Below are 13,256 nucleotides of genomic sequence, written 5' to 3'. Positions count from 1 at the left end.
CAGCGGCATTCACACGCGGCCCGCGGCCGGTCGGCGAGGGGGCGAGTCGAGAACAGGGTGATCGTGCGGATCGCATCGGGACCGGCGTCCGGCCCGGGACGCCGCGGCCGGGAGGCTCCGCCGTCACGGGCCGGGCGGGGACTGCGGGTCGGGCGGGTAGCGGACGGAGCAGCGCACGCACAGGTCACCGCGGGGCAGGCGGTCGAGGTCCGTGATCGGGCGGGTCTGGGCGGCCGGCGCGAGCGGGGCACCACGCAGAGACATCCCCTCACGCTACGGGTAGCTGGCAGCTGCCCGCGCGCAATGCTCCGTACGGCGCACCGCCGACACCCTGGCCTGGCGCGTTCCGGTTCGCTTGCTACTGGTCGTCGAGTTGTTCGCGGAGCCCGGCCCACGCCTACACCTCGGCCGTCACCGCCAATCCGGGCATGGCCGGCTTCCAGGCCGTCCTCTCGGATCCGGGTCAGGATGCGGGAGATGTGCATCTGCGAGTAACCGAGGCGCTTGCCGATCTGGGCCTGGGTGAGGTCGTCGACGAAGCGGAGCTTGAGGATGCGCCGGTCGGCCTCGGGCAGAGTGGGCAGGATCTGGCGCAGGGCGGTCAGGTCGACGACGAGTTCCAGGTCGCGGTCGTGGGCACCGAGGCGGCGCTGCGGTGGGCCCTCGTCCTCCTCGCTCTCAGAAGCGGGGGCGGACAGGGTGCCGGCCGTGTAGGCGTCGGGGGCAAGACCAACGACACCTTCACGATCCCCGGGACGGACTCCCCTCTTTGACTGGGGTGGATGGCCTGTGTGGGCGCCAGGGCAACGTTGGAGCGCCGCCCGCGCCTTGGCGTAAGCGCAACCACCCAAAGCAAGTATGATCATCACGGCAAGGTGAGGCGGCCCGTCCCGCCAGTCTTCGCTGGTCGGGGGACAGTTTTTAGGGGGAGCTTTGAATGCACGAACCGGGCATGCCGCTTTCGGCTGCCCTCCCGCAGGGAGCCCTGGGGCTCCCGCGTATTCCGCGCGCCTGCGAACGTCAGGGTGAGCTGAGCGGGCTGCATCGGGATGCCGGGGCGAGATCCGCCCGCGGACCACGCCGTCCTCGGCTTCACCAAGAGATTCCCGCCTTCGCTGGGCGGCTTTCGCCGCGGCCTGGGGCCGTCTCAGTTGCCCGGGCGCACAGATCGAACATTCACGACATCAACATCTCAAACGGGGAAATTCACCATGCGTAAGCGCATCACCGCAATCGTCGTCGCCGGCGCCGCCCTCATCGCTACCGGCCTGGCCGCGTCCCCGGCCAGCGCCGCGAACTCCACCGCGCCGCTCGGCTTCGCAAACGACCTCTGCCTCGACGTGCCGAACTCCAACGCCGTCAGCGGCCAGCAGGTCCAGCAGTGGACCTGCAACGGCACCGCCGCCCAGATGTGGACGACTTACTGGGTGGACAGCACCCACTTCCAGATCCACAGCGGCCTCGACTACAACCTGTGCCTGAACAACTGGGAGGGCGGGGACACGACCGGCAACCACATCAAGCTGTACAAGTGCGAGACCACCCCGGACGGGCTGTTCAACTGGGTCCACACCGGAAGCGGCCTCCAGATCCAGCCGAAGAGCGCCTGGCACACCTGCGTCAACGGATGGGGCGGCGACGCGGTGGGCAACGAGATGCGCCTCTACCCCTGCCAGGACGTCGACAACGAGGACCTCATCGTCATCCCCGCCTAGCGACGAGCCGACCACCCGTCCCGTCATCCACCACAACATCCAAGGGAATCCCCATGCGCAAGCGCCTCACCGCCCTGGCCGCCGTCGCGGCCCCGCTCGTCGCCCTCACCCTCGGCGCCGTCCCGGCCCACGCAACGTCCAACTACTCCCAGGTGGTCTTCCAGGGCAGCAGCGGCCCGGACTACTGCCTGGACATCCCCGGCAACAACGCCGTCGTCGGCCAGCAGCTCATGGCATGGCCGTGCGACTCCAACGACGACGCGCAGCTGTGGACCTACATCCAGACGGACAGCACCCACTTCGAGCTCAAGTCGAAGACGAACGGCCTGTGCGCCAACAACTGGCAGGGCGGCGATGTGTCCGGCAACGACATCAAGCTCTACTACTGCAACGGCAACGCCGACGGCACCTGGAACAACGTCGGCGGCTCCTACAACAAGCCGATCCAGCCGAAGAGCGCCTGGCAAAACTGCCTGAACATCTGGGGCGGCCTGGCCAGCGGCAACCCGGCCAAGCTCTACCAGTGCGGGGACTACTCGAACGAGAACGTCGTCATCGCCTACGCCTGAACCCTCCCGACTACTACGACCGGGAGTTACCCGTGCGAAAGCGTCTCGTCGTCCTGGCCGCCGCCGCGGCCCCGCTCGTCGCCCTCACCATCGGCGTCGCCCCGGCGCACGCCGACTACTCGAACATCGTCGTGGTCTTCGAAGGCGGCGCCTACTGCCTGGACATCCCCGGCAACAACGCCGTCGTCGGCCAGCATCTCCAGGCTTGGACGTGCAACAACTCCGACGCGCAGATCTGGAACTACATCAAGACCGACAGCTACCACTTCGAGCTCCAGTCGAAGACGAACCCCAGCCTGTGCGCCAACAACTGGCAGGGCGGCGACAACACCGGCAACGACATCAAGCTCTACTACTGCAACGGCAACGCCGACGGCACCTGGAACTGGGTCGGCGACCCCTGGCTGCACCCGATCCAGCCGCGGTCCGCACTCAACACCTGCCTGAACATCTGGGGCGGCCTGGCCAACGGCAACCCGGCCAAGCTCTACCCCTGCTCGCAGGTCGACAACGAGGACATCATCATCCCCCAGGCCCCCTGGCAGTCGACCGCAGCCTGACAGCCGGCTTCCCACGGGTGGATGACCTCGCCCTTGGGGCAGTTGTAGGAGCGGCTCCGGCATACCGCGGCCCCGCCTTCCGATCATCGGAAGGCGGGGCCGCGGTATGCCGTGATGGAGTTACAGCGGGAGGGAGAGGACGTTATCTTCCTGGACGTCGGCGCAGGGGTACAGGCGGGCCTGTGCGCCCTGGTAGAGGCCGCCCCAGGAGTTGATGCAGTTGACGGATGCGACCTTCGGCTGAACCTGGAGGCCGTTGCCCTTGAAGACCCAGTTGAAGTACGTGTCGTTCGTGGAACCCGCGTTGCAGGAGTAGAGGACCATGTGGTTGCCCGGGCTTCCGTCTCCCCCAGGGTGGGTTCCCTACCGCAGCCCGTTGGCGGCGAGCATGTTGCGAACACTAGCGGGGTCCAGGCCGGTGCGTGCGGCGATGCGGGAGACGGACATGCCACCGCGGCGCGCTGTGATGACGGCTGTGGCCAGGTCCCGGCGGGCCGCGTATAGGGCCTGCTTGGCGGCGTCGACCGCGAGGGCGGCCTGCCCGAGATTCTCTTCCTCCACGGTGGGCGTTCCTTTTCCTGACGGCATACCATCCTGTCTGCCCGCGGACCAGGCGGCGCGTGCGAGGCTCGCCCGCGTGCTGATCTGCTGTTGCTCGGCCGGGCTGTAGATAGGGCGGTTCGGCATGGGATGGACGTTATGCCATCGCCGGGGCCATATGTGAGTGGGCCCGGGCGCTCCTCCTTTGGCCAGGACGGCTTGGCATACAGCGGCCGTCACGGTGGCGGGCTCGCGGGCCGGTGGCGCGCAGTCCTGCCAGGCGGGCTCTCTGCGGACCGTTCGCTGAGTCGATGCACGTGGGCGCGTTCGTCCCCTCGACGCTATGGATGGGCCGCCACTTCGAGGAAGGCGATGAGGCGTCGCAGTGCGTCTCCGGCGTCGTTCAGAACGGCGGGAGTGGTCACTGAGGGCTGCGCGGGGTCGTTCTCAATGTGGGCGAGTGCGGTCGCGTATTGGGCGAGGAGTTCGGCGAGTTCACCGCGGGTGGCTAGGGCGGCGGTGGCCAGGGCGGCCGCGGCGGCTTGCATGCGGGTGGCGCGTTCGGCGGTCGGCGCGCTGCGGGGCAGGTGGGCGGGGTCCGCCCATTCCAGTCGGGGTAGGAGGGCTGTGAGCGCCGCGCGGTCCCGGCCGGTTGGCGTCCACTGACCCGTTTTGGTTCGGTGGCGTAGGTGGTTCAGGGCTGGGTCGACGGCGGTGGACACGGTGGTGGCGGTGCGGGTGGTGAACCGCTCGTGTGTGCCGTTGGCCTGCAGGAGGCGGTTGACTGCGGGGCTGGGGCCGAGCAGCACGACTGGCACGTGGCGGAGCTTGGCGGCGTCCCGCAGGGCGAGCAGCACGCGCAGTCCGTCGGCGGTGAACAGGTCGACTTTGGAGAGGTCGACCTGTAGCTCCTTTGGTGGTGTGGTCCGGGTCAGGCGAGATTCAGCGCGTGGGTCAGGCGTGACCCGGTGGAGCGGTCGATGGGGCCAACCACCTGGCATACCACCGCTCCGGAGAGTTCCCGGATCTCGGTAGTCATCCGTCCCGACTGTGGGTGTGAGTGGTTCGGCCAGGGGGAGTTCTCCATTGCCCTTCCTTCGCGGTGCGCGAACCTCTGGGGCCCACTGCCCCAGGTTGGGGGGAGACCGTGGACGCGGACCGGTCCTGCCACGACGGTCGCGCCCCGCGGCCGGGGTGGTCTGGGGGCCACGTGGGTCGGCGGATCGTCGCGGGTGGTTCCGCCGGGGTCGGCCGCGGGGGCGGCGGGGCATTGCAGCTGCTGGTAGGCGTCGATGACGCGGGCGAGGTGTTCGGGGGCGTCGGGGCTGGGGTTGGTGTCCGGGTGCCAGTACTTGGCCAGGGCCCGGTAGGCGCTGGTGATCTGGGCCCGGCTGGCGTCCGGGCCGATCCCGAGGACCCGGTACGGGTCGGACGGTTTGGGCTTTTCACGCGTCATCACGGCCTCCGTCCCGTGCCAGGGGTGAGGTGGGCGGGCCGCGGACCGTGCCCGCCGCCACGGCCGGGACGCCACGCCCGCCACCGCGAATGCCTCGGCCCGCGATAGGGGCCGACCTGTGCGCCCGCTGGGGGCCGCCGGATCCGGGTCGGTCCGCGGGCGGCAGACGCCGTCGGGGCGGACCTTCGGGTTCGGCGAGGGGGGCGAACTGGGCCGCGGCCAGCTCCGGATCGGCCAGGATGATGTCCCAGAACGTCTCGTCCACGGAAGCGGCGGCCTGGACGGCCTCGGTGGTCTGCGTGGTCATGGGAGTGCACCTCGCAGGTGATCGGGGTGCCGCGCGGCCCGGGGCCCCGGGGAGAAGCCCGTGGGTGCCGCGCGGCACCCGCCCCTTTTCCTTGCGTTCCAGGCCCGAGTGCCTGGTCCGGGTCTGGAGCTCATGGCCCCGGCTGGGCGGGGCGGTCGTCGGGGTGCCGCGCGGACGGCCGGGGGGAGAGTGAAGTTTCCGTCCGCGCGGCACCGGTTCCTTCGGGGTACCAGGCCCGATGGGGTCAGGCCTGGAGTTCCTTGCGGTCGTCGCCGCCGCTGATCTGGATCTTGCGGGGCTTGGCGGTCTCCGCGACCGGGATCGTCAGGGTGAGCACGCCGGCCTCGTAGGCGGCGCTGATCTTGTCGGTGTCGAGGGTGTCGCCGAGGAACAGCTGCCGGGAGAACACTCCCAGCGGCCGTTCGGAGACCTGGACCTCGGCGCCGTCGCCGCGTTCGGCCGGGCGGCGTTCGGCCTTGACGGTCAGCACGTTCTGCTCCACGTCCAGGTCGATCGCGTCCGGGCTGATGCCAGGCAGGTCGAACTGGACGTAGAACGTGTCGCCGTCACGCCAGGCGTCCATCGGCATCGCGGACGGGCGCGACCAGGTGCCGGTGGTTCCGAACATCTGCTGGGTGATCCGGTCCAGCTCGCGGAAGGGGTCAGTGCGCATCAACATCGTCGAGCACCTCCTGATCGAATCAACGGGCGAGTATCGACGCGCTCACACATCCGTCATAACACGTAACCCTTTCAGCGACAAGTTCCACCTGTCGCCTATTGGGTGACTCGGATGGTCAGGCGTCCTGAGGGAACAGGGCATAAGTGCCGGTGGCCTTCAGGAGTCGGGTCACCGGGGGCGGGGTGCCGCGCAGCTTCAGCCGGCGCCCGAGTTCGGCGGCATGGTTGCGGGCGGCGATCAGCGTCCCGAGCGCGGCGCAGTCGGCGAACGTCACCCGCGTCAGGTCCACCACCACGCCGCCGGGATGCGACTCCAGCTCACGCTGTAGTCGGGCCCGCAGAGCAGGCGTGGTGGCCCAGTCGAGCTCACCTGCGGCGCGCACCACTCCCATCCCCGCGCCGCCGTTTGGTCGGCGGTTTCGGCGGGAGTGTGGGTCGAGGGAGCGCCGCCGGGGCATCGTTGCCTGGGGACTCATGCCGCTGCGGGAACGGCCTGGCCGGACTCGTCCGCCGCCCGGTGCGAGCGACTGTCCTGCCCGGCGTGGACGGTGATCGTGCGGCGGCGGGAGGCCTGGGCGATGGGGACGGTCAGGGTCAGGACGCCGTCGGCCAGGTGGGCCTGGATGCGGGACGCGTCCAGGGTGTCGGCCAGCTGGATCCGGCGTTCGAGCACCCCGTGCGGCCGCTCGGCGACCTGTGCGGGGGCTCCCTGCCCGCGCGGGGCGGGACGGCGCTGCGTCCGCACGGTCACCATCTGACCGTGCGCCTCGAGGTCGATCGCCTCGATCGGGATGCCGGGCAGGTCGAGGGCGATCACGAAGCGATCGGTCTCGCGCCAGGCGTCCATCGGGATCGGCCTCGGTCGTGCCCCGGATCCGGGGGGCGCCTGGTGGTTCACCGCAGTGCGCATGGACATCGTCGGACACCTCCGGTCCGGGCAGGTCTCTTTCGGGGTTCGCACCGGTGTGGTGCGGACGACAACTGTTGTAGCATGTCGTCTAGGCGATGACAAACACTGGGTCAGCGAAAGAGTGACGATATGGATGTGCAGGATCCCGACCGGGCCGCGGGGGTGGGCCCGGCTTCGTTCCTGGCCGCAGCTGCCGCGCTGGGCATGATGGACGCCGCCGCCCGAACCGCCCGCCACGCCCCCGCCGACGCCGCCGGTCAGGACGACCCGAGCCAGGCACTGGCGGCGCTGATGACGCTGCGTCACGTGCGGGAAGAACTCGCCGGCTGGGAGACCGGACTGATCGAAACCGCCCGCACCGCAGGGGCCACCTGGGCCGACCTCGCCGAACCCCTGGGAGTCCAGAGCCGGCAGGCCGCAGAGCGCCGCTACCTGCGCCTGCGCCCCAACGCCGACGCGGGCACCGTTGCCGGCAGCACCGGCGAGCAACGCGTCCAGGCCGCCCGCGACCAGCGCGCCGCCGACCGCGCGGTCACCACCTGGGCCCGCGACAACGCCGCCGACCTGCGCCGCCTCGCCGGGCAGATCGGCGCCCTCGACGACCTCGGAGCCGGCGCCGCCCCCGCGATAGAGCGCCTGCTGGACGCCCTCGGTGACAACGACCCGGCCCGTCTCCTCGCTCCCCTCGCCGAAGCCCGCCCCCTCCTGGAAGCTGACCATCCGAGGATCGCCGACCGCCTCGACGAACTCACCGCCCGCACCGACCGACTGCGCGCCGACAGCGACCGCCAACGCCGCACCCACACACCATGACCACCCCCACGACCGATGTGACCGGCGAAGCACTCCACACCGTGGACCCGTTCACCACCGGCAGCCTGACCGCGCTCACCTGGTTCCTGCGCGACCGCGTTCGCGACGCCCACGCCGCCGGGCACCCGGGCGCCCAGCAGTTGCAGGACAGCGTGGAGGACGCGGTGCGAGGCATCCTCACCTACGTCGACCAGGCGGCCCGCACCCCCGACCCGCAGGCGATCGCCCCCGCACGGATCCGCGCCCACGCGTTGTGGATCGCGCTCGAGACCGCCGCAAGCTTCTGGCACGACCACCCCGCCCATCCCGCCCACGCTCGCCCCGCAGACCCGCGCGGCGCCTGGCGCGATCCCGCCCGCTACACCACCACCCGCTGACAGCACCCACTGCGACGACGCGTTGTCGTCCCCGACCCCCGCCGACGCCATGACTCCAGCCGACCTCCAGCAGCTGCTCATCGAGCGTGCCCCGACCATTCCCGGCATCACCGACGCCGGCAAGCGCGACGACGACAGCCCCTACGGACTGACCCTCACCCTGGCCAGCGGCGGCCAGGTGTGGTGGACCATCACCGGCGCCAGCGGCCCCGCCCCCACCACCGGTGCGAGCGACGAAGCCCCAGGCGAGAAGGTGCCAGACCTGACGGGCCAGTCGGTCCCCGTGGCCCTGGTCGAGCAGGCATTGGTCGCCACGGCGGCCGGCGCGGACGACCCGACCGGCGGGGTACTGCGTGCCGACCGGTACAGCATCCGCCCGAACCCGCCCGCGGTCCGCTACGGCGCGACGCTCGAATGTCGCGACGGCTGGAAACTCTTCCTGTCCTGCTACGGCACCGCTCGCCACGGCCACGCCCGCCCCGAAAAGCCCTACCAGCCCCTCAGTCACATCTGATCGCACCCCGCGACCCAGACAGCCCGCAGGCGACCTCGGAGCGTTGGCGGCAAATCAATGCTCAAGCAAAGATTGGACCTGGCCGCGACCCTCGCCTCCGGACCGACGCTTCGCCCAGCCCGTCCGGCGGAGATCGTGTGTGGCGCCTCCACGGCAGCGGTGGTCACCGCTCTGCCCTGCTGACCGTGGTGGGGAGGATCTGGATGGGATCCCAGTCCAGTGGCCCGTAATCGTCGCCGCGCCGGCGGGCCTCGGCCAGGAAGGCCAGGTGGGTGCGCAGGACGTCCAGGCTGTGGGGTGCGCGGCGATTTGCCTCCCGCCCAATGCCGCTCCGAGCCCGAGCATATGTCGCGCGGCTCCGAGCAGCGGCGAAACCCCGTTGATCCATGGCGAGTTCGTGAGGTCGATAACGGGATTGTCAAGTTGTCCAGCCGGTTTGTCTGCTGACGATACATCGGGGCGGTGAACCCGCCGAGCGACACGGCGTCCACGCTCTCCTGCACCTGTCGCTGGACCCGATAGCGTGCCGTGCGGGAAACAAGCTCAGGCGGAGGAGAGTGGCGGCGTGGGCAGACGCAAGCAGAACCGCGGGCGGGCATCGTCAGGCTTCGATCCGGTCGGCTCACTGATCGACGGCGTCGAGGCGGTCGACCTGATCGAACAGGTCCCCGGCGGCTGGTACGAGATCGCCAGCCTGGCGGGCGAGGTGCGCATGGAAGTCCGCGAAGGCCACGAAAACCTGAAGATCACGATCAACGGCCACACCCTGACCCGGGATGATCCTGGGGCACGCCAGGTCTTCGAACACTGGCCCTCCCCCTTTACGGCGGTGCTCCTGGTGGCCACCGGTACCGACCTGCTGCCAGGCCGGTACTCGGTCACGCCGAACGAGATCACTCTTGCGCCGCACAGCGCCTTCGAGCGGCAAGCCTCGCGCGTGCCAGGCCAAGGGTCGGCCACCCACGACGGCGTTGTGCGAAACACGTGGGCCGTCTGCAGCGGCTCGACGGCCATCGCGGACTGGTCGCGCTGGACGGACCGCTTCGCTTCCGCTGCTGGCCCGCACAACGGCACGAGCTGACGCAGGCGCTCCAGGCCGGGACACTTCCTCGTCCGTTGCACACAGGGACTGTCGTCACGTCAGGCAGCAGTTAGATTGGGTGGCGGTAATGCGGAGTTGGGGCGGGCCCGGGTGCGTCGTCCGTGGGCAGTGATCACCTAAAACGTGACCGGCCCCGGCGTACCCCACGGGGGGAAGGGCACGGCCGGGGCCGGCGGACCGCCCGGGACAGGAAACCGGGCGGAGCATCAGGGAGGTTCGGCACGCGGCACCGAGAGGTGCCCTCTGCGCTCTCGCCGGGCCGATGGTGGAGATCCGGCTGGAGGTACATTGCGGCAACGCGTCTCTGCCGTAGCTGCCTGCTCCACGCAGACGGTCGGATGCGGTGCGGGCAACAAACCAGCCCCATGTCCGACTCGATACAGGGCAGGCCCGCACTCAGGTCGGGTCAGTGGGGAGTAGCCACCTCGTACCGACTGCCGGAGTCGACCTCGTACGGGACGCCCGAAGGCACTACATGCGGCGCGCCCGAGCCGACCTCGTACGGGACGCCCGAAGGCACTACATGCGGCGCGCCCGAGCCGACCTCGTACGGGACGCCCGAAGGCACTACATGCGGCGCGCCCGAGCCGACCTCGTACGGGACGCCCGAAGGCACTACATGCGGCGCGCCCGAGCCGACCTCGTACGGGACGCCCGAAGGCACTGCATGCGGCGCGCCCGAGCCGACCTCGTACGGGACGCCCGAAGGCACTGCATGGGGGGCAGCCGTGGGTACCGCATGCCGGGCGGGGGTCGCCATGGCGGAGGCGGAGGCGGATGCGGTGGACAGCGCTGCGCCGCCGATGATCGTGGCGGTGAGGGCGGTGGTCCACAGGAGGTTGCGGCGGGACGGATAGCGGTGGGAGGACATCGTGGATCTCCTGACGGTTCGATGCGGGCCGGCGGCGCGCTGTGGCGCGGGCGGCTGGTCCGGTGACCGTGATCCTCGCAAGAGCTTGTCAGCCGGATGTCAGGCTTGTGTGGTCATCTCGTCAGGATTCGAGAGGGCAGCGCGTTCACCGACTCCAAGTCGTTCGTGTGTCCCGGCTGGGGTGTGCCGTGCTCCTCGGGGTGCTCTCGCCTAGAGGGGAAACCGCAGTGTGAAGGTGGCGCCGGTGCCTTCTTCGGAGGCCGCGGTGACGGTGCCGTTGTGGGCCTCGGTGAGCTTGCGCACGATGGCCAGCCCCAGTCCGCTGCCGCCGGTGTGACGGCTGCGGGAGCGGTCCGCGCGCCAGAACCGGTCAAAGACGCGGGGCAGGTCCTGGACGGCTATACCGCTTCCGGTGTCCGTGACCTCCAACGTGAGGGTTCGCGCCCGCGGGTCGCAGGTGTCGGCGGTCGGGCCGTTGCTGTCGGTGCGGGCGCACAGGTGGACTTGACCGCCCTGCGGTGTGTGACGCAGGGCGTTGGTGAGCAGGTTGGTGACCACTTGCCGTAGCCGGATGGGGTCCGCTGTGAGGGTGAGGAGATCGTCGGGCGCCGAGACGGTCAAGGTGATGCTGGCGCGTGCGGCCTGGATCTGATGGACGGCGGCGATCTGGTGCAGCAGGTCCGTCACGTCGACCGGCTCCAGGTGCAGACGCAGGGCGCCGGCGTCGGCTTGGGCGAGGTCTTGGAGGTCGTCGATGATGTGCTGGAGCTGGACGGCTTCCTCCAGAAGCGAGGCGATCAGGTCTGGGTTGGGTTCGGTGAGGCCGTCCTGAGTGGCTTCGAGCCAACCGCGGATGTTGCTCAAGGGAGTTCGCAGTTCGTGTGCGACGTCGCTGACCAGCGCTTCACGCTGGACCTCCAGACGCCTGCGGTGCTCGGCCATGTCGTTGAACGCTGCGGCCAGTCGGCCGATCTCGTTGTCGGCCCCGACGGTGACAGGGGTGGTGTCGGTACCGCTCTTCATCCTCTGGGCTGCCGCGGTCAGCTGCCGCAGGGGACGCACCAGGCGGCATCCGGTGACGACGGATATGCCGATGGTGACCAGGAGGACGAGCGCGGCGGCGGTGGCGATGCGCGCGGTGTCGGGAAGGGTGAGCGCGGTGCCGTCCGCGCGGCCTGGGTCGCTGATGAACAGCAGGGCGGGCCGGGCGACGTACGGGCTCAGCTGCTCGCGCCGGGCCGTGCCGATGCACGAGGCCACAGCATCTTGGTTCTGGAGCGACTGGTCGACCGCCACCGGCGTGTCCGCGGCTCCGCCGACTGATTGCCAGGTGTAGTCCAGGTTGAGCACGACGCCCGGGATTCCCTGGCGGCTGAGACAGGCATTCGTCAGGCCGGTCAGTGCTTGGAGCGCCCGGCGTTCCGTCGCCGTCGGGGTGCTCAGTCCCGGATCTGGGCACGTAGCCTCTTCGGGCACACCGTCGGGGGCGGGGGCTTGCGGCTGGATGCTCGGGCGTCCGGACGGCCCCTCGACCACCTCCGGGTTCTCGCCCTGGCCGCGCAGGCAGGCCGCGGCCTCGTCCGCTCTGTGCTGGAGCTGGTCCTGCTCGGATTGTGTCAGCCGGAACGGGCCGACCGCCCGGGCATCGATCTGTTCCGGTGCCCTGGGCGATGGTGTGCCGCCGGCGCCGGAGATGGTGAGGTCGACGTTCAAGGGGTCCACCACCGCTGCGGGGCGGGCGGGCAGCTGATCGGGGTGGGCGTTCTTCGCGGAGTCTCCCAGGAGCTGGCGATTGGGCGTAGTCAGGATGATTCGCACGTCGTACTGCGAAGCCAAGTTCCGCAGGACCTGGTCGACGCCGTCCCACCGCGGGTGGGTGGCAGCGTAGCCGATCAGGGCGTCGTAGATCCGGGAGTCACCGGCCAGGGCTTGCCCCTGTTCCTGTCTGAGAGCCGCCGTCGTGGTCTGCGTCGCCAGCCAAGCCGTCGCCGCCACCGAGCACGCCGCGACCAGGGCGAAGACGCCGAGGAGACGGCCCAGCAGGCTCCTGCGCAGTGGCAGCCCCGCACGCGGGCCCCGCCCACCGCGCGACAGCAGACCGGCGTGGGCACGGCTAGCGAGCATGATGGCGGGTTGCTGTCGTGGGGTCGGTCAGCTTGTAGCCGACGCCGAAGACGGTGAGCAGGCGCACCGGACGGCGCGGCTCGGGTTCGAGCTTCTTGCGGAGATTCGATATGTGCATGTCCACGGTGCGGTCACTGACGTAGCGGGTGAAGCCGTGCAACTCCTCCAGGAGTCTTTGCCGGGTGAAGACCCGGTCGGGTTCGGCCGCCATCGCCTCAAGGAGCCTGAATTCCGCGGGTGTGCAGTCAACGGGGACACCGTCAAGGGACACCTCGTGCCGGTCCGGGTCCACGCGCAGCCCGCCCACGGATACGCCTCGGCCAGCGGGGCTCGTCGTGCGTTTGGTGCGGCGCAGCAGTGTGCGGATCCTGGCCACCAGTTCGCGGGGGCTGTAGGGCTTGGTCATATAGTCGTCGGCGCCCAGGCCGAGGCCGGTCAGCAGGTCGTCCTCGGTGGACCGGGCCGTCAGCATCAGCACGGGCAGCTCCCGCTCCTCGCCGCGAAGGACACGCAGCACCTCGAGACCGTCGAGGTGGGGCATCATCACATCCAACACCAGCAGGTCGGGCTCATGGTGCCGGACCCGGTCCAGCACCGCACGGCCGTCGGACACCACCGTGACCGCGTGTCCCTCGCGTTCCAGGTACAGCCGCACCAGACCGGCCTGTTTCTCGTCGTCCTCGGCGACCATCACATCAGCGCGCATGTCGCGATCGT

General features: G+C 70.0%; 19 protein-coding genes and 1 pseudogene. 7 read left to right on the top strand and 13 right to left on the bottom strand.

Translation table 11 applies throughout. The features are described from left to right. Nucleotides 1-123 precede the first annotated feature (123 nt). Together BS83_RS47000 and BS83_RS46995 are read right to left on the bottom strand one after the other, a co-directional pair. Entirely contained in the window at nucleotides 124-264 is a 141-nt protein-coding gene (locus BS83_RS47000) for a hypothetical protein (protein ID WP_232248019.1), read from the bottom strand. Nucleotides 265-509: 245 nt separating this feature from the next. Further along, nucleotides 510-866, bottom strand: a pseudogene (locus BS83_RS46995) (hypothetical protein); the annotation flags it as partial. Between the two features lie 345 nt (nucleotides 867-1,211). Between BS83_RS46995 and BS83_RS01005 the strand changes: the two are divergent. From BS83_RS01005 to BS83_RS00995, 3 genes are read left to right on the top strand one after another with little or no spacing between them, the layout of a single operon-like run. Continuing rightward, on the top strand, nucleotides 1,212-1,715 hold the full coding sequence (locus BS83_RS01005) for an RICIN domain-containing protein (protein ID WP_037599716.1): 504 nt from the start codon (nucleotides 1,212-1,214) through the stop codon (nucleotides 1,713-1,715). A gap of 53 nt (nucleotides 1,716-1,768) precedes the next feature. Further along, complete coding sequence (locus BS83_RS01000) at nucleotides 1,769-2,284, top strand: RICIN domain-containing protein (protein WP_037599714.1); 516 nt, start codon at nucleotides 1,769-1,771, stop codon at nucleotides 2,282-2,284. Between the two features lie 32 nt (nucleotides 2,285-2,316). Beyond that, nucleotides 2,317-2,844 carry an RICIN domain-containing protein gene (locus BS83_RS00995; protein ID WP_037599712.1) on the top strand — a complete coding sequence of 176 codons (528 nt, stop codon included), beginning with the start codon at nucleotides 2,317-2,319 and terminating at the stop codon, nucleotides 2,842-2,844. Between the two features lie 120 nt (nucleotides 2,845-2,964). Here the strand turns inward: BS83_RS00995 and BS83_RS00990 are convergent, their stop codons facing one another. The 8 genes from BS83_RS00990 to BS83_RS00955 form a co-directional block, all read right to left on the bottom strand. Continuing rightward, on the bottom strand, nucleotides 2,965-3,168 hold the full coding sequence (locus tag BS83_RS00990; protein WP_037599711.1) for a hypothetical protein: 204 nt from the start codon (nucleotides 3,166-3,168) through the stop codon (nucleotides 2,965-2,967). A 39-nt stretch (nucleotides 3,169-3,207) separates the two neighbouring features. Then, on the bottom strand, nucleotides 3,208-3,405 hold the full coding sequence (locus tag BS83_RS46145) for a helix-turn-helix domain-containing protein (protein WP_037599710.1): 198 nt from the start codon (nucleotides 3,403-3,405) through the stop codon (nucleotides 3,208-3,210). Between the two features lie 320 nt (nucleotides 3,406-3,725). Continuing rightward, nucleotides 3,726-4,385 carry an STAS domain-containing protein gene (locus BS83_RS44780; RefSeq protein ID WP_198035081.1) on the bottom strand — a complete coding sequence of 220 codons (660 nt, stop codon included), beginning with the start codon at nucleotides 4,383-4,385 and terminating at the stop codon, nucleotides 3,726-3,728. Further along, on the bottom strand, nucleotides 4,316-4,840 hold the full coding sequence (locus tag BS83_RS41130; protein ID WP_051942300.1) for a J domain-containing protein: 525 nt from the start codon (nucleotides 4,838-4,840) through the stop codon (nucleotides 4,316-4,318). Before BS83_RS41130 ends, BS83_RS44780 begins: the two co-directional genes overlap by 70 nt. Continuing rightward, nucleotides 4,830-5,147, bottom strand: a complete 318-nt coding sequence (locus BS83_RS00970) for a hypothetical protein (RefSeq protein ID WP_037599708.1) — start codon at nucleotides 5,145-5,147, stop codon at nucleotides 4,830-4,832. The genes BS83_RS41130 and BS83_RS00970 overlap by 11 nt, the downstream gene beginning before the upstream one ends. 244 nt (nucleotides 5,148-5,391) lie before the next feature. Continuing rightward, on the bottom strand, nucleotides 5,392-5,826 hold the full coding sequence (locus tag BS83_RS00965; protein ID WP_037599706.1) for an Hsp20/alpha crystallin family protein: 435 nt from the start codon (nucleotides 5,824-5,826) through the stop codon (nucleotides 5,392-5,394). Between the two features lie 118 nt (nucleotides 5,827-5,944). Continuing rightward, nucleotides 5,945-6,211: an STAS domain-containing protein gene (locus BS83_RS00960; RefSeq protein WP_198035080.1), complete on the bottom strand. Its 267-nt coding sequence runs from the start codon at nucleotides 6,209-6,211 to the stop codon at nucleotides 5,945-5,947. 89 nt (nucleotides 6,212-6,300) lie between these two features. Next, complete coding sequence (locus tag BS83_RS00955) at nucleotides 6,301-6,744, bottom strand: Hsp20/alpha crystallin family protein (RefSeq protein WP_084712994.1); 444 nt, start codon at nucleotides 6,742-6,744, stop codon at nucleotides 6,301-6,303. A gap of 123 nt (nucleotides 6,745-6,867) precedes the next feature. Between BS83_RS00955 and BS83_RS00950 the strand changes: the two genes are divergently transcribed. The 4 genes from BS83_RS00950 to BS83_RS00930 all read left to right on the top strand — a co-directional run bounded on the left by BS83_RS00950 (nucleotide 6,868) and on the right by BS83_RS00930 (nucleotide 9,523). After that, entirely contained in the window at nucleotides 6,868-7,551 is a 684-nt protein-coding gene (locus tag BS83_RS00950) for a hypothetical protein (protein ID WP_037599702.1), read from the top strand. Next, nucleotides 7,548-7,928: a hypothetical protein gene (locus BS83_RS44775; RefSeq protein WP_037599700.1), complete on the top strand. Its 381-nt coding sequence runs from the start codon at nucleotides 7,548-7,550 to the stop codon at nucleotides 7,926-7,928. Before BS83_RS00950 ends, BS83_RS44775 begins: the two co-directional genes overlap by 4 nt. 49 nt (nucleotides 7,929-7,977) lie before the next feature. Continuing rightward, on the top strand, nucleotides 7,978-8,442 hold the full coding sequence (locus BS83_RS00940; RefSeq protein WP_037599697.1) for a hypothetical protein: 465 nt from the start codon (nucleotides 7,978-7,980) through the stop codon (nucleotides 8,440-8,442). Nucleotides 8,443-9,007: 565 nt separating this feature from the next. Further along, on the top strand, nucleotides 9,008-9,523 hold the full coding sequence (locus BS83_RS00930) for a hypothetical protein (protein WP_037599693.1): 516 nt from the start codon (nucleotides 9,008-9,010) through the stop codon (nucleotides 9,521-9,523). Between the two features lie 427 nt (nucleotides 9,524-9,950). Here BS83_RS00930 and BS83_RS48165 read toward each other — a convergent pair whose 3' ends face one another. From BS83_RS48165 to BS83_RS00920, 3 genes are all read right to left on the bottom strand, one after another. Beyond that, complete coding sequence (locus BS83_RS48165) at nucleotides 9,951-10,415, bottom strand: hypothetical protein (RefSeq protein WP_269664823.1); 465 nt, start codon at nucleotides 10,413-10,415, stop codon at nucleotides 9,951-9,953. Nucleotides 10,416-10,625: 210 nt separating this feature from the next. Beyond that, complete coding sequence (locus BS83_RS00925) at nucleotides 10,626-12,539, bottom strand: sensor histidine kinase (protein WP_037599692.1); 1,914 nt, start codon at nucleotides 12,537-12,539, stop codon at nucleotides 10,626-10,628. After that, a complete protein-coding gene (locus BS83_RS00920; RefSeq protein ID WP_232247983.1) occupies nucleotides 12,529-13,245 on the bottom strand; it encodes a response regulator transcription factor in 717 nt (238 codons plus the stop codon). The genes BS83_RS00925 and BS83_RS00920 overlap by 11 nt, the downstream gene beginning before the upstream one ends. Between the last annotated feature and the right edge of the window lie 11 nt (nucleotides 13,246-13,256).

Origin of the sequence: Streptacidiphilus rugosus AM-16 (assembly GCF_000744655.1) — a bacterium.
GTDB classification, from domain to species: domain Bacteria; phylum Actinomycetota; class Actinomycetes; order Streptomycetales; family Streptomycetaceae; genus Streptacidiphilus; species Streptacidiphilus rugosus.
Note: the sequence above shows the minus strand (reverse complement) of the source record. Positions and strands in the feature narration are given on the sequence as shown.